Annotated in this window: 22 protein-coding genes; 4 read left to right on the forward strand and 18 right to left on the reverse strand. The window is 39.0% G+C overall.

Going from position 1 to position 18499, the window contains the following annotated elements; genetic code table 11:
* The first annotated feature begins 126 nt into the window (after nucleotides 1-126).
* Nucleotides 127-258 carry a YqzM family protein gene (locus DCC39_RS05655; protein ID WP_116553914.1) on the forward strand — a complete coding sequence of 44 codons (132 nt, stop codon included), beginning with the start codon at nucleotides 127-129 and terminating at the stop codon, nucleotides 256-258.
* A 58-nt stretch (nucleotides 259-316) separates the two neighbouring features.
* Here the strand turns inward: DCC39_RS05655 and DCC39_RS05660 are convergent, their stop codons facing one another.
* The 3 genes from DCC39_RS05660 to DCC39_RS05670 are packed head-to-tail and all read right to left on the reverse strand — an operon-like array spanning nucleotide 317 to nucleotide 3869.
* Nucleotides 317-2629 carry a DNA internalization-related competence protein ComEC/Rec2 gene (locus tag DCC39_RS05660; protein WP_116553915.1) on the reverse strand — a complete coding sequence of 771 codons (2313 nt, stop codon included), beginning with the start codon at nucleotides 2627-2629 and terminating at the stop codon, nucleotides 317-319.
* Nucleotides 2630-2638: 9 nt separating this feature from the next.
* Nucleotides 2639-3202: a ComE operon protein 2 gene (locus DCC39_RS05665; protein ID WP_116553916.1), complete on the reverse strand. Its 564-nt coding sequence runs from the start codon at nucleotides 3200-3202 to the stop codon at nucleotides 2639-2641.
* Nucleotides 3203-3251: 49 nt separating this feature from the next.
* On the reverse strand, nucleotides 3252-3869 hold the full coding sequence (locus DCC39_RS05670) for a helix-hairpin-helix domain-containing protein (protein WP_116553917.1): 618 nt from the start codon (nucleotides 3867-3869) through the stop codon (nucleotides 3252-3254).
* A 196-nt stretch (nucleotides 3870-4065) separates the two neighbouring features.
* Here DCC39_RS05670 and comER point away from each other — a divergent pair, with 196 nt between their 5' ends.
* Complete coding sequence (comER, locus tag DCC39_RS05675; protein WP_116553918.1) at nucleotides 4066-4893, forward strand: late competence protein ComER; 828 nt, start codon at nucleotides 4066-4068, stop codon at nucleotides 4891-4893.
* 53 nt (nucleotides 4894-4946) lie between these two features.
* Here the strand turns inward: comER and DCC39_RS05680 are convergent, their stop codons facing one another.
* From DCC39_RS05680 to DCC39_RS05715, 8 genes are read right to left on the reverse strand one after another with little or no spacing between them, the layout of a single operon-like run.
* The gene (locus tag DCC39_RS05680; RefSeq protein WP_116553919.1) at nucleotides 4947-5693 is read right to left on the reverse strand and encodes a class I SAM-dependent DNA methyltransferase; all 747 of its coding nucleotides are present in this window, start codon (nucleotides 5691-5693) and stop codon (nucleotides 4947-4949) included.
* The gene (gene rsfS / locus DCC39_RS05685; protein WP_116553920.1) at nucleotides 5693-6046 is read right to left on the reverse strand and encodes a ribosome silencing factor; all 354 of its coding nucleotides are present in this window, start codon (nucleotides 6044-6046) and stop codon (nucleotides 5693-5695) included. The genes DCC39_RS05680 and rsfS overlap by 1 nt, the downstream gene beginning before the upstream one ends.
* 19 nt (nucleotides 6047-6065) lie before the next feature.
* A complete protein-coding gene (gene yqeK, locus DCC39_RS05690; RefSeq protein WP_116553921.1) occupies nucleotides 6066-6635 on the reverse strand; it encodes a bis(5'-nucleosyl)-tetraphosphatase (symmetrical) YqeK in 570 nt (189 codons plus the stop codon).
* Nucleotides 6628-7206 carry a nicotinate-nucleotide adenylyltransferase gene (locus DCC39_RS05695; protein WP_116553922.1) on the reverse strand — a complete coding sequence of 193 codons (579 nt, stop codon included), beginning with the start codon at nucleotides 7204-7206 and terminating at the stop codon, nucleotides 6628-6630. The genes yqeK and DCC39_RS05695 overlap by 8 nt, the downstream gene beginning before the upstream one ends.
* Before the next feature lies 1 nt (nucleotide 7207).
* Entirely contained in the window at nucleotides 7208-7498 is a 291-nt protein-coding gene (gene yhbY, locus DCC39_RS05700) for a ribosome assembly RNA-binding protein YhbY (protein WP_116553923.1), read from the reverse strand.
* A gap of 2 nt (nucleotides 7499-7500) precedes the next feature.
* Nucleotides 7501-8331, reverse strand: a complete 831-nt coding sequence (aroE, locus tag DCC39_RS05705; RefSeq protein WP_116553924.1) for a shikimate dehydrogenase — start codon at nucleotides 8329-8331, stop codon at nucleotides 7501-7503.
* A 36-nt stretch (nucleotides 8332-8367) separates the two neighbouring features.
* Entirely contained in the window at nucleotides 8368-9474 is a 1107-nt protein-coding gene (gene yqeH / locus DCC39_RS05710; RefSeq protein WP_116553925.1) for a ribosome biogenesis GTPase YqeH, read from the reverse strand.
* A complete protein-coding gene (locus DCC39_RS05715) occupies nucleotides 9467-9991 on the reverse strand; it encodes a YqeG family HAD IIIA-type phosphatase (RefSeq protein ID WP_116553926.1) in 525 nt (174 codons plus the stop codon). The genes yqeH and DCC39_RS05715 overlap by 8 nt, the downstream gene beginning before the upstream one ends.
* Before the next feature lie 386 nt (nucleotides 9992-10377).
* Between DCC39_RS05715 and sda the strand changes: the two genes are divergently transcribed.
* Entirely contained in the window at nucleotides 10378-10551 is a 174-nt protein-coding gene (sda, locus tag DCC39_RS05720) for a sporulation histidine kinase inhibitor Sda (RefSeq protein ID WP_116553927.1), read from the forward strand.
* A gap of 105 nt (nucleotides 10552-10656) precedes the next feature.
* Here sda and sigK read toward each other — a convergent pair whose 3' ends face one another.
* The 5 genes from sigK to resB form a co-directional block, all read right to left on the reverse strand.
* Nucleotides 10657-11394: an RNA polymerase sporulation sigma factor SigK gene (sigK, locus tag DCC39_RS05725; RefSeq protein WP_116553968.1), complete on the reverse strand. Its 738-nt coding sequence runs from the start codon at nucleotides 11392-11394 to the stop codon at nucleotides 10657-10659.
* Nucleotides 11395-11528: 134 nt separating this feature from the next.
* The gene (locus DCC39_RS05730) at nucleotides 11529-12941 is read right to left on the reverse strand and encodes a sensor histidine kinase (RefSeq protein WP_116553928.1); all 1413 of its coding nucleotides are present in this window, start codon (nucleotides 12939-12941) and stop codon (nucleotides 11529-11531) included.
* Nucleotides 12938-13642 carry a response regulator transcription factor gene (locus DCC39_RS05735; protein ID WP_116553929.1) on the reverse strand — a complete coding sequence of 235 codons (705 nt, stop codon included), beginning with the start codon at nucleotides 13640-13642 and terminating at the stop codon, nucleotides 12938-12940. The genes DCC39_RS05730 and DCC39_RS05735 overlap by 4 nt, the downstream gene beginning before the upstream one ends.
* Before the next feature lie 13 nt (nucleotides 13643-13655).
* Nucleotides 13656-14843 carry a c-type cytochrome biogenesis protein CcsB gene (ccsB, locus tag DCC39_RS05740; RefSeq protein WP_116553930.1) on the reverse strand — a complete coding sequence of 396 codons (1188 nt, stop codon included), beginning with the start codon at nucleotides 14841-14843 and terminating at the stop codon, nucleotides 13656-13658.
* A 12-nt stretch (nucleotides 14844-14855) separates the two neighbouring features.
* Nucleotides 14856-16487 carry a cytochrome c biogenesis protein ResB gene (gene resB, locus DCC39_RS05745; protein ID WP_116553931.1) on the reverse strand — a complete coding sequence of 544 codons (1632 nt, stop codon included), beginning with the start codon at nucleotides 16485-16487 and terminating at the stop codon, nucleotides 14856-14858.
* A gap of 475 nt (nucleotides 16488-16962) precedes the next feature.
* Here resB and cspD point away from each other — a divergent pair, with 475 nt between their 5' ends.
* Nucleotides 16963-17163, forward strand: a complete 201-nt coding sequence (gene cspD / locus DCC39_RS05750; RefSeq protein ID WP_116553932.1) for a cold-shock protein CspD — start codon at nucleotides 16963-16965, stop codon at nucleotides 17161-17163.
* Between the two features lie 140 nt (nucleotides 17164-17303).
* On the opposite strand, the gene DCC39_RS05755 is transcribed toward cspD, so the two are convergent.
* Both DCC39_RS05755 and mtnN read right to left on the reverse strand, forming a co-directional pair.
* Nucleotides 17304-17780 (reverse strand): S-ribosylhomocysteine lyase, encoded by a 477-nt coding sequence (locus DCC39_RS05755; RefSeq protein WP_116553933.1) that lies wholly within the window; start codon nucleotides 17778-17780, stop codon nucleotides 17304-17306.
* The gene (gene mtnN, locus DCC39_RS05760) at nucleotides 17773-18477 is read right to left on the reverse strand and encodes a 5'-methylthioadenosine/S-adenosylhomocysteine nucleosidase (protein WP_116553934.1); all 705 of its coding nucleotides are present in this window, start codon (nucleotides 18475-18477) and stop codon (nucleotides 17773-17775) included. The genes DCC39_RS05755 and mtnN overlap by 8 nt, the downstream gene beginning before the upstream one ends.
* Nucleotides 18478-18499: the final 22 nt, after the last annotated feature.

The raw sequence follows: 18499 nt of genomic DNA on the forward strand, positions 1-18499 counted from the left end.
CTGGATCTTTAAGGTCTTACATTGGAAAAGTTTGGCCTCAAAATGTTCACATATTATCGATTCCCGCCTAGCTTTTCACATATTTTTCGCTTATACTAAAATTGGGTAAAAGGAGGGCTACGGAAAATGAATGAATTTGAAAAAGATGTTCAAAGTAAAACGAACGATGTCATTGATTCTGGGTTTGGCTTTATTTTTTCATTTGTATTTTTTAGCCTTATATTCTTTATCGGCGTGATTATGAAAGCTGTCGGCTAAAAACTGAGGCCGGGATTCAGGCCGGAATGAAAGGCTGCTCATGATTTGAGCAGCCTTTTCACTTTTCATTTTCCAAAGTGGGACGAAAATACCTTTTATCATTTGAAAAAACGTAAGATATCGCGCCATTTTTATCTGTTCGAAAAATTGTAATGTTTTTTTGCGCCAAACGTTCAATCACTTCTTCGCTCGGATGGCCGTATAAATTGGATTTCCCTACGGAAATGAGGGCAATTTTAGGATTGATGCTGTTTATAAATGGTTCCTGTGAGGATGTTTTACTCCCGTGGTGCCCTACTTTCAGCACATCCGTGTTGAGATTTGGATATCGATGAAGAACTCGCAATTCACTTTCTTCCTCGGCATCACCCATAAAAAGCCAAGATAGACCGCCTAGCTTTGTATAAATAAGGATCGATCGATTGTTTTTGCTTGGCTCATTCTCTTTTGGGCCAAGAATATAAAAGTTTGTTCCCGCTTCCTTCCATTGCATGCCTTCTTCAACGAAAGCAATATCTATCCCAATCGCCGCTGCTTTTTGAATCAAACGCTTTTCTTCCTCTTCATATTTTTCACTTTTTCCATAGACGATTTGCTTTATTTTCACTTCATCAAAAAGCGCCCAAGCCCCTCCGATATGATCAGCATCGCCATGAGTTAAAATAAGCTTGTCAATGCTTCGAATGCCTTTCGCTTGAAGAGCAGGCAATACGATCGCTTTGCCAACATCGAATCGATTCTTTCTTATTTGCCAATCCTCTTCCTCGCCGAAAAACACCGAACCGCCCGTATCAATTAAATAAACCCCTTTTCGAAATGGCAATTCAATTAAAATGCTGTCCCCTTGTCCAACATCAAGCATTGTTACCTTGCCATAAGGATTCGCATAAGGAAAGATAAGTTGAATACTTGCGAATACAAATAAAGGAATGAAGCAACGATACGCAGAGCGCGTTAGTCTATTTTGCCTTTCCATTTGTATAAATCCATAAAAGATCGACGCATAATACAATACGATATAAATCGGAAGAGGCTGTCCGATCGTAAAAGATGCAAAAGGCAAACGTTGCACGAGATGAAGTGACCAATGAACAAAATTTATTAACATTTCAAATATAAAAATAAACGGAGCAGCAAGAAATGGCGAGAATAAGCTAACGATAAAACTAAGAAATGAGAGAGGCAATAAAACGGAAGAAAACAGAGGAACAAACAACACATTGACAAGAAGGCTCCATAATGAAAACTGGTAAAAATAATAAATTAAAATTGGGGTCGCTGACAGTTGTGCAACAACCGAAATCGCGATGAGCCGGGAAACATTGCTGTAAAAATATTTACTAATGGTTTTTGCCGAAACAATTAAAGAAAAGCTAATGATAAATGACAATTGAAAACCAACATGGAAAAGGAAATATGGATGAAATAAAAGGATTGCCAAAAATGCAAATGAAATGGTATCAAGAGGATGGAATTTCTCTTTCAAATGATATGCTGCCAATATAGCACCAGCCATCAGAGCCGCTCTTAAAACGGAGGGGGCAGCACCTGTTAAAACGACATAAATGGGTAAAAAAACCAACAGGCAGATGGCCGCTTTTTCTCTTGTCAGTCCAAAACGGATAAAAAACCAAAAAAGAAAAATGACAATGACGCCAACATGAAGGCCCGATACAGCTAACACATGAACTAAACCGAGCGATTGATAGGCTTCTAATATTTGGTTGTCCATCCCTTTTCTTTCCCCAAAAATTAATGCCTGCGCAATCCCTGAAGATTCCGGGGAAAAATGCTTTTCAATTTTATTAATGCCTGATTGCCTATATTGTTTTAACCGATCGAAAAAAGTAAGTGAGGAGATTTTACAAAATGGTAAGCGATTCGGTGATGCAATCCAATAGATCGCTTGCTGGTTGAGGAATTTCTTATAATCAAATCCGCCTGGGTTGCGTTTTCCATCAGGTGACTGAAGATTACCGGAGAAATGGCATACCATGCCAGGCTTAAGATGCGCAAGCGCCTCCTTTTCTTCACGGGACTGTATATAATAGCGAACTTGCAGCTTTTCGTTCGATGGAAGCCGTAATTGGAAAGTGAGATGATTCCCATCCACATTCGGTAAAGTAATGATCTTTCCGTAGAACGAATCTTCATCACCGCTTAATTTTGAAACATTCATCGTAAAAGCGAGATAAGAGCGAAACGTAAAAAGTAGAAGCACAGCGATGCAAAGAACGATGAGACGCTTGCTTTTTATTTTCATTAGAAGAAAAATGAGCAACAACATAAAAACAAAAGCGAATAGTGGATGACTGGGTATCAAGACGCCAATCATCCCGCTGAGAACAAATACAAATCCGTTTGCTTTCACGTTTTTTCTCTAGTCGCTAAATAGAGCGCTTGCTTTCTCATAGAATGTTTTTACTTCTTCTTCGTTTACTCCAGCTTCTGTTAAACGGTTAAGCAGTTCGGCAATAAATTCTAGCTTTTCCTTTCCCTTTGCCTCTAAAATCATTTCATCAAGTTCAATTTGTTCCGTGTGAACGTTTGCCTCTTGAAACAGTTGGACAGCGTAAGGGTGGTTTCGATAATCTTTTGCATAGTAGACTTTCTTTATTCCGCTTTGAATGATCGCTTTGCAACATTGCAAGCATGGAAAATGGGTCACGTAGATTGTTGCACCTTCAGTTGGCACACCGAATTTTGCACATTGAAGAATTGCATTCATTTCTGCGTGTATCGTTCTTACACAATGTCCATCAATCACATAGCAGCCTTCATCCGAACAATGGACGCCGCCTGAAATGGAACCGTTATATCCCCCCGCAATAATTCGGTTGTCACGTGTAATGGTCGCCCCTACAGTTAGGCGATCACATGTGCTTCTCAAGGCGAGAAGGTGGCTCTGTGCCATAAAATATTGATGCCATGATAATCTTTCCAATTGGTTTTCCCCCTTCATGAATCGAATGAATCGTTTTAATCGATCTCCACTAATCAATTGTAATGATATCTTTCAACTTTTCCAATGATTTTACCCCGATGCCTGATACATTCAAAAGGTCATCAACTGACTTAAATGCGCCATTTTCTTCTCTATAAGAAATGATTGCTTCCGCTTTTGCCGGCCCAATGCCTGGTAACTTTTGAAGTTCTTCAGAGCTAGCAGAATTAATCTTTACCTTATCGCCACCTTCTGCCACGTTTGGATTATTTTGTGTAACGATCGGTGTTTCTGCTTCTTCACCGTGCTTTGGCACATAAATAACCATTTCATCCTTTATCATTCCTGCAAGGTTAATTTGTTTTTCGTCTGCATTTTTTAATAAGCCGCCTGATTTTTCAATCGCGTCAATAACCCTGTCACCTTGTTCCATTGTATAGACACCTGGATTTTTTACAGCACCTTTCACATCAATCATAATTTCTTGTACCGCCGCTTCCTCTACTGGTTCCTCATTATTTTTTTCGCCATTTTCATTCTGTAACATTTCTTCTTGGAAAAAGATTGCCGCATCTTCATCCTTCTCTTTATTCAAAAAAGCCCATCCTGCCAGAAGCAAAGATGAAACAACAACGATTGCCATGATTTTTTCTCGTTTTGAAAACATCACTCCAACCTCCTCCTTTCCAAAAAAACTTTTTCTTTTATTAAGTAAGACTTAAATCAGTTAGGGCCTACGGAAGGTTCACTGTCGTAAAAAGGAAGCCGCTTCTTTTATCAACGCAATTTTCCAAAAAAATACATATCAAAGAATTCTAAAACATACAATGAAATGTAAAATGTCGAGTGCAGGAGGTGCTTTAGTGAAAATAGGCATCATCGGGACAGGAAATATGGGGACGATACTCATCCAAGCACTGATCGAATCCAACTCTGTAAAGGCTTCTGACATCACAATTACAAATCGGACGTTAGAGAAGGCCAATCGGCTGAAAGCTCAATATCCAAATTTACATGTAGCTTCCAGCGCAAATGATATCGCAAAAAATTGCGAATTCATTTTTATTTGTGTAAAACCAATCCAATTTTATCCCCTATTGAAAGAGATAAATGAATCTCTTAATAAAGAAAAAGTTTTGATTTCCATAACAAGTCCCATTTCAACGGAAGAATTAGAAGGTGCGGTTTCCTGTCAAGTTGCGAGAGTAATCCCTAGTATTACAAATCGAGCGTTAAGTGGCTGTTCCTTAATCACAGTTGGAAAACGTATATCAAAGGAAAATGAGAAAATGCTTGTTGAACTTCTGGAAGGATTTTCGCAGCCGATTTATATTGAAGAGGAAAATACGAGAGTTGCATCTGATATTGTCAGTTGCGGACCAGCTTTTTTAAGTTATCTACTTCAATGTTTTATCAATGCAGCTGTAAGACAAACGTTGATTACGAAAGAACAGGCAACAGAATTGACGAGTGAAATGCTGATTGGGCTCGGAAAACTAATTGAAAAAAACGTTTACTCTTTGGAAACCTTACAGGAAAAAGTAAATGTTAAAGGGGGAATTACTGGAATGGGTCTTCAAGTGCTCGAAGACGAAGTTGGTGATATGTTTGATTTACTCTTTAAAGAGACCCACAAAAAATATGAGGAAGATCGAAAAGAAATTACTGAACAATTTTTCAGCAGATCATAAGCAGATTATGATAGAGGGGGCTAGTTCGAACCCCTCTTTCACTTTTTCTCTATTCACTCTATAAAATCCTTCTTTACCGCAAAAAAAATACGTTCGCTTTTTTCATTTGGAAGCGAAAGGCCAAAGTCAGCCGACAAATCCAAAATAGTAAATCCGGCTTTTTTAAGTAAAGTACGATATTCTTCTGGTGGAAATGTTTTTTGGACATGAACTTCATCAAAACGTTCATACAGCCCTCGTTCATTTTGAATGAAGAAACTTAACTCATGTTCAACGCCCAAATCTCCTTCATTGAAGCAGTTCCAAATATAAGATACTTCATCATCATTCACAGCATATGTCCGATTTCCAAACACTTCTGTCATTTTATAGATGGAGTGAACATCGAATAATAATAAGCCACCTTCTTGGAGATGTTCGTAGATCCTTTTTAAGGTTTGCAGAATCTCTTCTTTCGTTTGCAAATAATTAAGTACATCACAAAAGGCAAGAATCAAATCAAATTTCTTGTGAAGTTCAAGTTCTGTCATATTTTGGAGATAAAATGGAATGGCGTACGCCTCTGTTTTTGCCCTTGCTACTGCCAGCATATCTTCCGACAAATCTACACCTGTCATTTCAAATCCTTCTTTTGCTAAAAGAAGGGAAATTGTCCCTGTCCCGCAGCCGAGATCTAATACGCGCCTGCCTTTAAGCTGATGTTTTTCGGTTACAATTTTCAAATAGTCGATCCAGCGTTCGTACGGAATATCTGACATAAGCTTATCATAAACGGAAGCAAACTTTGCATACGTCGACATTATAAATGATTTTCCTCCAGCTTAAGACGCGGAGCATCTCCCCACAATTTTTCCAAATTGTAGTAGCTTCTTTCATCCTTATGAAAAATATGAACAACAATTTCACCGAGATCGAGAAGCACCCAACGCGCTTCAGCGTAGCCTTCAATCCGTTTCACAAAAATATTCTGTTCAGCAGCCGCTTCTTTCACTTCATCAGCAATCGCCTGCACTTGTTTTTCCGAATTTCCGTGGCAAATTAAAAAATAATCAGCAATCAGTGAAATCCCCTTCATTTCTAAAATCACAATATCTTCGGCGCGTTTATCATCCGCCACATTCGCAATTCGATAAGCGAGTGCCTTTCCTTCCATTACATAACCTCCTGAAATATTACGTTTGATTCACTTCACGTTGTAGATCATTATATGTTTCGATCGTTTGCGGGTAAATGAGCTGATTCTTTTTTAGCAAAAATTGGACAGTGTTGCTTACCGCTTGTAAAACAGCAAGATTTACATTGTCTTTTGATAATTCCCTGACGTATTCAACTCCCGGAAACGAGCGGTTCGGTTCAATATAATCTGCTAAAAAAACAACTTTCTCCAACGTACTCATTCCTGCTCTTCCAGTCGTATGAAAACGAATCGCATCCAGCACTTCTCCATCATTGATGCCGACTTCTTTTTTTACAAGGTAAGCTCCAACAGGGGCATGCCATAGTTCACTGCTGTAATCAAGTAAATCTTGAGGCATGGCTTCTTTTTTAATAATTTCAGCCATTTCCTCGTTCGGCCGAAATTTTGCATAGTCGTGAAAGATTCCTGCCAATTCCGCTTTTTTTATGTCGGCTCCAAACCGCTCTGCAAGCATCATTGCAGTGTCAGTTACACCAATTGTATGGATATAGCGGCGTTCTGTCAGCTGCCTTTTCACAATTTCCAGCGCATCATTTTTATTCATACAACTTGTTCTCCTCAATATAGTGTCGCACATTTTTAGGTAAATAATAACACGTAGTGTCTTTTTCCCGAAATCGTTTGCGTAAAAACGTTGATGAAACCTCAAATAATGGCACTTCCACAAACTGGATCTGTTCTTTATATGGCGATTCCATCGGGTGCCCTTTTCGATTGACACCGATAAACGTAGTTAATTTTAATAAATGATCGATGTTTTTCCAGTTTGGCAAATCTTGCACCATATCTGCACCGATAATGAAAAAAAATTGCGTTTCTTCGTATTGATGCACAAGTCTTTCCAATGTTTCATATGTATATGACGGTCCTTCACGTTCAATTTCAATCGCACATAATCGAAATCGCGGATGATTTTTAATTGCCATTTTCAGCATGGCTAAACGATGTTTTGATGCCGATATTTTTTCATTTTGTTTATGTGGAGGTATAGATGCAGGCACAAACCAAATTTCATCTAGGTCACATTGTTCAAGCACTTCATTTGCAATAAGCAAATGTCCGTAATGAGGAGGATCGAACGTTCCGCCTAACAGGCCTATTTTTTGAAATGGCATCTTATGGAAGCTCGATCTGTTTGTTTCTTTTTGACTCTTTATATAAAACAATTGTTTTTCCGATCACTTGAACAATGTTTGCCTGTGCGCCCTCTTGAAGCTTATCAGCAACAGTTTGTTTATCTTCATCACAGTTTTGCAAAATACTAACTTTTATTAATTCTCTCGCCTCGAGCGCATCGCCTACTTGCTTTATTAAATTTTCATTTACTCCTCCCTTTCCAACTTGAAAGATGGAATCGAGATGGTGGGCTTTCGCACGCAAAAAACGTTTCTGCTTCCCTGTCAGCATGTTTAACCTCCTAGCTTTTTTAGCACCGTTTCTGTCATCCGTTCTATATTTGGCGCAACCCCTAGCCATTTTTCAAACGATAATGCACCTTGATGAACGAACATTCCAATCCCATTAGCGGTTATTGCCCCTTTTTCTTTCGCTTTTTTTAAAAACATTGTCGAAAGAGGGTTATAAATTAAATCAGATACGATTGTTCCCTTTTTTAGATGGTGGATGTTAATTGGCATGTCAGACAGGTTAGGGGACATGCCAACTGATGTCGTATTCACGATAATTCCGTAAGTTGAAAGTTTTTCTTCCGCTTCTTGCAATGGTATGGCGTTTGATTTGACAAATTGCCGTGCATGCATTGCAAGTTGTTCGGCTTTCTGTAATGTCCTGTTCGCAATATCAATTCTTGAGATGCCATAACGTGCGAGAGCGGTAACAATTGCTCTCGACGCGCCGCCTGCTCCGATGATTAAAACATTTTTATCGTGAAACGGATGGTCAATTAGCTTTTGCAAAGAACGAAGATATCCTTCCCCATCCGTATTCGAGCCTATTAAACGCCCGTTTTCATTTTTAATTGTATTGACGGCTCCAATTAATCTTGCTTCTTCATCGATCTCATCCAACCACTCCATCACAGCAACTTTATGGGGGATCGTGACGTTTAATCCTAGTATGTGAAGTGCACGCATCCCGTCAATCGCTTTTTTTAAGTCATTTGGATGGACATCAAACGCTGTATAATGATGAGGGAAACCAAGCTGTTTAAATTCGCAGTTGTGCATGATAGGAGACATCGAATGGGAAATCGGATGGCCAATAACACCGAAAATCCCCATTTGTTCACCCCTTTTCCGGATTTTTTGAACAACCTTTTATATTAGCGACTTTCTAAGTGAAACGGCGACTCCTTCCGGGACATAGGCTGCAATCTCGGCTAGATTTCCTTCAAATGTTACCCAACCTAAGCCAGAAAAAACAACATCAGTCTTTTCACCTTTCATATGAAATAAATTTTTTCTTAATGAAGGGAAATCTTCCTTCTTTTCGTTTTTCGGCGGAATAAGCAATTTTCCTTTTTGTTTTTCATAAAGTTCGTCAGCTTTTTCAAGCTTTGTTCGATGAATATAAAGATTATTTGAGAAATAGCATACAAATGGGCGGCTTTCTCCTCTTAAAAAATCTAGCCGTGCAAGTCCTCCGAAAAACAATGTTTGCCTTTCATTTAATTGATACACTTTAGGTTTTATTTCTTTGTTCGGTGTAATGATTTTTAATTCAGATTGATTAACGAAATGGGCCATTTGGTGATGATTGATAATCCCTGGCGTATCATAAAGCGATCTGCCATCTTCAAGCGGGATGTCAATTAAGTCGAGCGTCGTTCCTGGAAATCGTGAAGTCGTGATGAAATGTCCGCTTTCCTCTCCAAACGATTGTATGATCCGATTGATGAAGGTCGATTTTCCGACATTTGTACATCCAACGACGTAGACATCTTGGCCTTGTCTATAATGTTCGATTGCTTTTGCCAATTCTTCAATACCGATGCCCTTTTCAGCACTAATAAGGTGAACATCGAGCGGTTTTAAACCAAGTTCATTTGAAGCCATCCTCATCCAATGAATGAGTTTATGGTGCTTGACGGACTTAGGCAGCAGATCAACTTTATTCCCAACAAGCAATACATCATTCGAACCAACAAAGCGTTGTATACCTGAAATCCAACTCCCGTTAAAATCAAAAATGTCGACAATTTTCACGATGAGCGCCTTTTGTTTGCCAATATCATGTAAGATTTTCAAAAAATCGTCATCAGTGAGTGAAACGTCTTGAATTTCATTGTAATGTGTCAGGCGATAACAGCGTTGGCAAATAACCGTTTCTCGGTTTAAAGCTTGGGGAGGGGCATATCCAATTTTACTTTTGTCTGTGGTTTGAATCTTTACGCCGCATCCCATACAGCTTATGTGTTCATTCATTTTTTTCCTCCCAATAAATCATCCCTTTTTTTCGCATTTTTGAAAGAATGATTTGCTCCATTTTCCGATTAAACCTTGTCCAAAAACCGTCTGTGCTCGCAACGGGAACGACCATAATGGTATGCAGCCCCAACCTGTTTCCGCCAAATACGTCTGTGAAGATTTGATCGCCGATCACAACGGTCTGTTCCCTTTTTATCCCCATTTCCTTGATTGCCCGCTTAAACGCTCTTGTCATTGGCTTCCTTGCATTAAAAATAAAGGGAAGCTTTAACGGCTGTGCGAAATGTTCGACACGTTTCTGATTATTATTTGAAATAATCGTTACGAGCAATCCCTTGTCTTCAAGCCTTTTTAGCCATTCGCTTAGCTCAGGAGTTGCATCAGCCCGGTCCCATTCAATAAGCGTGTTGTCAAGATCCGTGACAATCCCTTTGATTCCGCGCTTTATTAGTTTATCTACATCAATCTCATATATGCTTTTCACATATTCATCAGGCAAAAAAAATTTCAACAAATGATTCACACCTTTGCAGTTCCTACAGAAAACCATTATACCAGTATTCCCCAGGAAATTTAAGCTTCATAACTTTCGAGTTTATGAATAAAATCGTTCGACAAATTCCCTCATTTTTTTCTGTGGATAACTTACTCACATTATTATATACCATTCCAATTGCGTTTTTACTTGTTATACACATTTACTCACAGGTTATATACAGCCTAATGTGGATAACAGAACGATTGTTCTTATTTCAATTTCATGATAATCTATTGATAAGAAAAACGCTCACACGTCTTTCTTGGAGTTTAGAGGTTGGATTGGTTTAAATTGGCGAGTGAGCAAATTTATAAATTGCTATCTTTTTTAGAAAAGACTTGAACTTCCGGGGAGGAAATAAAATGTTCAATTCATTAGTGCTTCTATCGGACGAGCTTCTTGTTGAGTCGTATTTCAAGTCAATCGAATTACAATTAAATCATGATTTTATTGCCCTTATTAAAGAAGAGCTTGAAAGACGGAATCTTTTAAAAAAAAATGATTCTCTACTTCTTCTTAAAGAATCAGTCTTATAGTGCGTGTTCAAAAAGGAGCACAAAAAGTGCCTCTGGACTTTTTGAACAACCTCTTATAATAGAAAAGCAAGAGCCGGCAACTATCATTAGCCAGCTCTTGCTTTTCTATTTTGTATATTTTTGATGTTTATAAAACTCATGAAAAAGTTTCATCAGTGCCCTTTTTTCAATCCGTGAAACGTAACTTCTTGAAATGCCTAAGTTTTTTGCAATCTCCCGCTGTGTCAGTTCTTCATTTTGCTCTAGGCCGAACCTTCCGATAATCACTTCCTTTTCTCTTTCGTCTAAAATATGGATATGTTTATAAATCTGCTTCTTTTCCATATTTAGTTGGATCTTCTCAATAATGTCAACATTTTCGGCTTTCAAAACATCCATTAATGAAATTTCATTGCCTTCCCGATCTTGGCCAATCGGATCTTGTAAAGAAACATCTTTTTTTGTCTTCTTGAGCGAACGCAAATACATTAAAATCTCATTTTCTATACATCTTGCCGCATATGTTGCTAATTTTGTCCCCTTTCCAGTAGAGTAGCTCTCAATTGCTTTGATTAAACCGATGGTCCCGATTGAAATGAGATCCTCATTATCCTCTCCTGTATTTTCGAACTTTTTAACAATATGGGCAACAAGGCGTAAGTTATGTTCGATTAGGCGATTTCTTGCCTCTTGGTCACCTTGTTCCAAAAGAACAAGCATTTTCTTCTCTTCTTCTCTTGATAACGGCTGCGGAAAAGCATTGTTTTTCACAAATGAAACGAAAAACATTACTTGCTTAAAAAAATAAGCCAATGCAGCCAATATTGACAAAGCGCCCACCCCCCCATAGAAATTCACATACATTACATTCCTATGAAAAATTAGGCTTGGCTGTGTCTGTACAATTAAGAAAAACGCCATCGCGTTCTTTCTTAGGAAGTCAGAGGTCAGAGGCCGGAATTGCAGGAATCGGCGAAAAAGACCGATTTCTTTTGAATTTAAGAGAGCGATGTCTTGTCTGCTGTTGGAAAAATAACTTCAAATGTTGTACCTTTTCCTAATGTACTTTTCACATGTATTGTTCCATTCTGCATCTCTACAAGCTTTTTAACGATGGAAAGGCCTAATCCTGTTCCGCCAAAATCTCTTGAACGGGACTTTTCCACACGGTGAAATCTTTCAAATATGAATGGAATTTCTTCGTCAGGGATGCCCATCCCAGTATCCGAGATGGTGACCTTTACTTGATTGCTTGAAATTTCATGTAAATCGACTTTAATTTTACCGGATTCCGTATATTGAATGGCATTTTCAAGCAAATTGATAAAAATTTGCTCCATCCTTTGCTGGTCGCCTTGGACAAGTTGTGTATGTTTCGTTAAGTTCTTCTCAATGTTCAACCCTTTTTCCTCGGCCTTTAAGCTAACTTTAACAATGACGCCATCAATAATTTTTCTTACATCAACCAGTTCTTTTTCTAGCGTAAGCTGCTCTTCTTCCGCCTTTGCAAGTTCAAATAAATCGTTAATTAAACGGACCAACCGTTTCGTTTCATCTGAAATAATGGAAAGATACTTCTTTTTTTCCTCTTCTGTTTCGTACAATTCATTTTTAAGCACATTCGCATACCCCTCCAAATACGTAATAGGTGTTCGAAGTTCGTGGGATATAGTGGCAAAAAACTCTTGGCGGTTGCTGCGATACCTTTCCAGTTCGACTGCCAAATCATTAATCGCAGCGGCGAGATGTCCAATCTCATCGTCGGAAGATATATTTACTCTTGTTTGTAAATGGCCTCTTGAAATTTTTCGGGTTGCTTTTTCCATTTCCAATAAAGGTGCTGATAATTTTCTCGAAAGTACAAATATAAAGCCTGATGCGATCATGAAAGCCACAATCCCCGACAGAATAACAAGAAGCTTTACTTGTGTCAGCGATTGGTCAATTGCATCTAACGAAGACATGACAAACATGCCGCCTTCAAACGAGTCCTCATTAAAAATTGGCTTCCCTGACACAAGAAAACGTTCTGTTGAAGGCAAAAAATGATATTCTTTGTCAACAGCCTCTCCTTTTTTTAGAGTGGCCAATTCATTTGCTTTAATTTTTTCCCCTGCTACGATACCAGCTATGCCGGAATCAGCTACAATCATTCCATCTTTATCAACAATATAAACTTCATTATTGGTAAAGCCGGAAAGTGTAACAAACATTTGCAAAATGTCTCGATCCTGGACAGATTTCATTGCATTTGCATAGCGCGAAGAAAGGTCGTTAATTTCTTCTTCTTTGTCGTTATAGTACAACCCCGAGTAAATCGTATGGAGAATAAACCCTGTCGGAATCAATACAATAAGAAAGAGGAGGAGTATACTCCCCCCCCATTTAAGAACAATACGATTTAAGTTCATTCTTCAGTTTCAATCCTTTCAAATTGATATCCGACCCCCCATACCGTTTGGATTGGGTCGTATGAAAGGTTCTTGTTGCGGATTTTTTCCCGAATATTTTTCACATGCGTATCGACGGTTCGATCGTCACGAAAATGTTCAGGGCCCCATATACGTTCAATGAGCATATCCCGTGTATAGACGCGTTTTGGGTGAGTTGCAAGTAAATATAGCAACTCAAATTCTTTTGGCGTAAGCCCGGCCGGCTCGCCGTTTACGAGTACGGTTCTTGATTCAAAATCAATCGTTAGATCTTTAAAAGACAACGAACGATTCGCATTCGCTTTGTCCATTTTTTTCGTTCGCCTTAATAATGCGTTCACCCTTGCAATCAACTCTTCAGGGGCGAATGGTTTTGTTAAATAATCATCCGCCCCGCCATTCAATCCACGCACAATATCTTTCACATCAGTTCTAGCTGTTAACATTAAAATTGGGATATCCCTTGCTTTCCGAACCTCTTTACAAACTTCCCATCCACTCATGTCCGGCATCATAATATCGAGAAGGATGAGATCAAATCCGTTTTTTTCGATAAAAGACAATGCTTCTTTTCCGTTACGGGCCTCTGTTAATTGCACGTTTTCTTTTTTTAAATAAATTTTAATTAAATTTCGCATGTTCCATTCGTCATCAACGATTAACAGCTTGTAAGGCTTCACACAGTTCACCTCTTTATGCGTATGAATGCAACCCTACGAGCACTAAATTTACAGCCACAAAGTTAAATACGATAATTACAAATCCGATAACAGCCAACCAAGAGGATTTTGTCCCGTGCCATCCCCGTGAAAGGCGCAAATGTAAATAGGCCGCATAAAATAAAAATGTAATTAAAGCCCAGACTTCTTTCGGATCCCATCCCCAGAATCGCGTCCAAGCAATTTGCGCCCAAATCATCGCGAAAATGAGCCCGCCAAGCGCAAATAACGGAAACCCAATCGCGACCGCGCGGAAACTAATTTCATCAACTAAATCAAGGTTGACATTTTTAAACAGCGGTTGGATCAAAGCTGCAACCCGTCTTCTAAAAATGAGTCTTAACAAGATATAGAGCACAAGTCCTCCAAGCAATGACCAGATCACTGTATTTAGTTGGCCGGCATCGATAATCGCTGAAACATTGAACAATGGGCCAAACGTATTACCTTTCACAATTTCGCCTTCATGCGGCCCAACAAGTGCAGGCAACTCATAAACAACTTTTGCTTCTTCACCTGATTTTTCTACCCAAGTGAATGTTGTTTCATAACCTGCCATTCGAAAAGAAAATGTTAAAACAACGAATGCGATGACACTAAGTACGGAATACATGACCACTTCAAGCCAAAAGGTTTGTTTTGTTGGTTTCGTTTGATCGGTGCTCCGAAGCAAATAAACGAGACCTGCTACAAAACTGATTGCCAGTACCCCTTGTGCAAGTGCGACAGTCGAAACATGAACGACAAGCCAGTTCGATTGCAAAGCTGGAATAAGCGGCTGGATATCACGCGGGAATACACTCGCATAGGCAATAAGCAATGCTGCAACTGGCAATGCGATAACACCAATCACATTCACTTTGTAAATAAAATAAATGACTAAAAAAGCGAGAACAATCGCCATGCTGAAATATGTGGCGTATTCAAATAAATTGCTATTTGGAATATGTCCACTAACGATCCAACGTATTATAAAATAGCCGAGATGGCATAAAAAACCGACAATTGAAATGATGAGGCCGGCTTTCCCCCATTTTTTATTTCTTGCCATTTGTTTATCTGTGCTAAACTTTTTTCTCGAAACCGCCCCTGCAAAAACAAATGTGGCGACGAGGTAAAGAATAAAAGCAATTAACAATAAATTGCTGCTTACCTGCTCCATAAAGCTTCCTCCTTATTCTTCAGCCTTATTTTTTTCTTCTACTTGATCAATTGGTTTTTCGAGGCCAATTTTTTCGGCAATCCATTCCATTTCATTTTTCAAGCCAAACCAGCCTTTGTTCGTATGGCCGGCCATCCAAACTTCGTTCTCTTTTCGCCCAATCCAAATTCTGCGATGGTGCCAGTACATCCCTTGGACAACGCCAATCATGAAGATTGCACCGCCAATCGCTAAAATCCATAGCGTATTGTCTTTTCTCACAGTAAGTGCTGTCGTATTTGTCGTTTCAACCCCACTGAAACTAAGCTTGTACATATTTTCTCCAAGCGGTTCCAAATTTTGCCGGATGGCCACAAAACTAACTTCACCTTCCGGCTTTTCAGGTGTGATCATTTTAAAGATAAAAGCAGGATTATTGGGTGCTTTTGATTTTGTCGTCGGTTCACCTTTCTCATTAAACTCGAAGTCTGGAAAATAATCCATCAATTCAACAGTGTAGCCATTTCCTAAATCGTACTTTTCTTTCGGCTTTAGAAGATCGACATTGAAGTTTCCAATTTTGTCTTCGGGGTTCTTTTTTTCAAGGGAAAAGCTCATCGATTGTAATTCGTTCAGCTTATAGCTCGTTTGGTAAATCGCATAGCCCTCCACTTTCAAAGGTTCATTCACACGAATCGGGTAGTCTTTCACTTTCATTAACTTAGGCTCTGAACCTGGAATCGCATCGTCTTCACGTTTAAATAATGTAGCATTTGTTTGGAAATTTTTTGCAACCATCCCTTGTTCTGTACTTTGAATGGCATTCTTAAATTTTTCATCTTTTTCATCATAAACTTCAAAAATAAATTGGTTATTCTTCAAATAATATTCTCCATTTGTTCCCGGAATCGCTTTCGTTTCGCCGTCGCGAAGCTGGAACATTTCATCCACATACATGCCGGGGAAAAACCGCAGCATCGCACCGATTAGAAAAATGATTAACCCTGTATGATTAACATAGGCTCCCCAGCGTGAAAAACGGTTTTTTTCCGCCAGTAAATTTCCATTTTCTTCTCTCACTTTATAACGTTTTTTCTTAAGTTCATCTTTCGCTAATGAAATAATGGGATCAGGATCATTCGTTTTTGTCACTCCAAATATGCGCTGCCTCTTCATAAAGCTGTCATGTCGAGTGACACGCTGGTTTTTAAGAGAGCGGTACAATGGAACGAAACGATCCAAGCTTGCAATGATAATTGATGTACCGAGAGCTGACAATAGAAGAATGTACCACCATTGGCTATATAAGTTATGGAATCCAAGTGTATAATAGAGTTTTCCTAAAAAACCGTATTGTTCTTCGTAATATGTCGACGCAGATACACCAGGCGGTATATACATTTCCTGCGGAAATAAAGTTCCGATTGCTGAAGCGATAACAAGAATAACGATAATCCATACGCCGACTTTAACGGATGAAAAAAAGTTCCAAACCTTATCAATCAGCGTCCTTTGATAGGTTTGGGATCTTCTTGCGGATCCTTCGTATCTCATATTTAGAATTTCGTTTGAATGTTCTTCACTTCCCAGCGGTTTTCCGCAAGATTCGCAAAGCATCGTCCCCGGAGGATTTTTATGCCCGCATTCACATATGATTTCCTTCAATTCTCTCACCCCGTTGCAATTTTCCACAGTTATCCCGCATTACTGGCAGTAAGAACCCCACTGATTAAATCTCTCTTTACAGTATACCAATTATTTTTGCAGAATTTATGAAGTTTTACACGAATCCTTTAACCTTTCTATATTTCGAATGTTGATAGTCCCACTTTATCATACAATCAGTGCTTAATAAAAAATATATATTGCCTCCTTGGTTGACTTTCTTATATGGGTGGTGTATAGTTAATTCAAATCAGTTTGCTTCTTTATACAATTTAAGGATTAAAATTCACGCAGCTTCAAAAAATAAGGGGTAGCGAGGTTAACAATCCTTATTTATGAAGTTGCGTTTTTATCTTTATTTAGGAGTGTTCAAAAGGAGGATAAATCCGAACCTTTAGAGCAACCTATTTATAAAGAAGACAATGATTTGGTAAAACGCACCATGTGTGCAATTTTTTTAGGAGGCAATTATATAATGCAAAACGGTAAGGTAAAATGGTTCAACGCAGAAAAAGGTTTTGGATTTATCGAAGTTGACGGTGGAGACGACGTTTTCGTTCACTATTCAGCAATCCAATCTGACGGTTTCAAAACACTTGAAGAGGGTCAAGAAGTTACTTTTGACATTGTTGATGGTAACCGCGGACCACAAGCTGCTAACGTAAACAAAAAATGATGCCTATAAAAAAAAGGAGTCCGGAATCCGGACTCCTTTTTAACATGTTAAGGGTCATGCAGACGTTGCTGGCGCGTCCGCGGCGTGCTTCGTCTGCGTTCTTATATCAATTCCAAATTCCTATCTCTCCACTTCACGCGTTAACGTTTTTCTTCAGCAAACACGATGTGCCACTCATCTTTCCCAGCCAACATTTCCTTTGCAATTTCTTTCGCACCTTCCAGGCTGTGGCTGGCTGCCCACCCGCATTGGACTTCATTGCATGCGGGGACTTCCTCCGCTTCCAATACGTCATGCAACGTTTTTTCCAACGCTTCGCTAACGTCTTCCAATGAATTGTTGTTTAAGATGGATAGATAAAAACCCGTTTGGCATCCCATTGGACTGATATCGATTACGTTTTGGATATGGTTTCGAATATTTTCCGCCATTAAATGTTCAATTGAATGCAGCGCTGGCATATCCATATGTTCCCGATTTGGCTGCTTGAAACGCAAATCATATTTATAAATGTTGTCACCGTGGTCTCCGTTCACAACACCTGCAAGCCTAATATAAGGGGCTGCAACTTTCGTATGATCCAAATTAAAACTTTCTACGTTCATTTTTTTAACCATGTTTTTTCAACTCCTCAATCATAAGTAATATATGCTGTGCTGAATTTTCTGCCGCAACTTGCAAATATTGGTCAAAAGAAATTGGAGCATCTTTACCAGCAATGTCTGAAAGCGAACGTATAATAACAAATGGCACTTGAAAACGAAAGCAAACTTGTGCAATTGCCCCTGCTTCCATTTCAACCGCATGTAAACCTGAGAGTTTTTCCTTTATCTCCCGAATACGTTCAACATCATTCATAAATGAATCGCCTGAGGCAATCACGCCTTTTACGACTTGAATGTTTTCTATTTGCTTTGCGCACGCCTCGGCAATCGCGACAAGCTTTTCATCCGGTTCAAAAAATGCAGGCATTTGTGGCACTTGACCATATTCATAGCCAAATGCTGTAACGTCAACGTCATGGTATGTTACAGCTTGGGATATGACGACATCCCCCACATTTAAATTCGGGTGGAACCCCCCGGCGCTGCCCGTATTAATAACATACGAAGGTTTATACACATGGTTTAACAATGTTGTGCCAATGGCTGCATTCACCTTTCCGATGCCTGATTGCAATAAAACGACTTCCAGGTCCTCTATCTTTCCAGAAGTGAATTCGTATGACGCAATTTCTTTTGTTGTCAGATTTACCATGCTTTCCTTTAATAGTTTGACTTCCTCGTCCATTGCACCGATTAGACCAATTCTCACTTTGTTCATCCTTTTTATTTAA

The organism is Pueribacillus theae, from assembly GCF_003097615.1.
Classification (GTDB): Bacteria; Bacillota; Bacilli; order Bacillales; family UBA6769; genus Pueribacillus; species Pueribacillus theae.

What these genes read in the sequence shown, in the direction of transcription:
- yqeH (WP_116553925.1), bottom strand. Translation starts at nt 9,474, where the DNA reads ATGAATGAACACATAAGCTGTATGGGATGCGGCGTAAAGATTCAAACC.
- cspD (WP_116553932.1), top strand. Translation starts at nt 16,963, where the DNA reads ATGCAAAACGGTAAGGTAAAATGGTTCAACGCAGAAAAAGGTTTTGGA.
- yhbY (WP_116553923.1), bottom strand. Translation starts at nt 7,498, where the DNA reads ATGCTGACAGGGAAGCAGAAACGTTTTTTGCGTGCGAAAGCCCACCAT.
- ccsB (WP_116553930.1), bottom strand. Translation starts at nt 14,843, where the DNA reads ATGGAGCAGGTAAGCAGCAATTTATTGTTAATTGCTTTTATTCTTTAC.
- rsfS (WP_116553920.1), bottom strand. Translation starts at nt 6,046, where the DNA reads ATGGAAGGAAAGGCACTCGCTTATCGAATTGCGAATGTGGCGGATGAT.
- DCC39_RS05755 (WP_116553933.1), bottom strand. Translation starts at nt 17,780, where the DNA reads ATGGTTAAAAAAATGAACGTAGAAAGTTTTAATTTGGATCATACGAAA.
- DCC39_RS05655 (WP_116553914.1), top strand. Translation starts at nt 127, where the DNA reads ATGAATGAATTTGAAAAAGATGTTCAAAGTAAAACGAACGATGTCATT.
- yqeK (WP_116553921.1), bottom strand. Translation starts at nt 6,635, where the DNA reads ATGAATAAAAATGATGCGCTGGAAATTGTGAAAAGGCAGCTGACAGAA.
- sigK (WP_116553968.1), bottom strand. Translation starts at nt 11,394, where the DNA reads ATGTATGTGAATTTCTATGGGGGGGTGGGCGCTTTGTCAATATTGGCT.
- sda (WP_116553927.1), top strand. Translation starts at nt 10,378, where the DNA reads ATGTTCAATTCATTAGTGCTTCTATCGGACGAGCTTCTTGTTGAGTCG.
- DCC39_RS05670 (WP_116553917.1), bottom strand. Translation starts at nt 3,869, where the DNA reads ATGTTTTCAAAACGAGAAAAAATCATGGCAATCGTTGTTGTTTCATCT.
- aroE (WP_116553924.1), bottom strand. Translation starts at nt 8,331, where the DNA reads ATGGGGATTTTCGGTGTTATTGGCCATCCGATTTCCCATTCGATGTCT.
- DCC39_RS05730 (WP_116553928.1), bottom strand. Translation starts at nt 12,941, where the DNA reads ATGAACTTAAATCGTATTGTTCTTAAATGGGGGGGGAGTATACTCCTC.
- DCC39_RS05695 (WP_116553922.1), bottom strand. Translation starts at nt 7,206, where the DNA reads ATGCCATTTCAAAAAATAGGCCTGTTAGGCGGAACGTTCGATCCTCCT.
- DCC39_RS05680 (WP_116553919.1), bottom strand. Translation starts at nt 5,693, where the DNA reads ATGTCGACGTATGCAAAGTTTGCTTCCGTTTATGATAAGCTTATGTCA.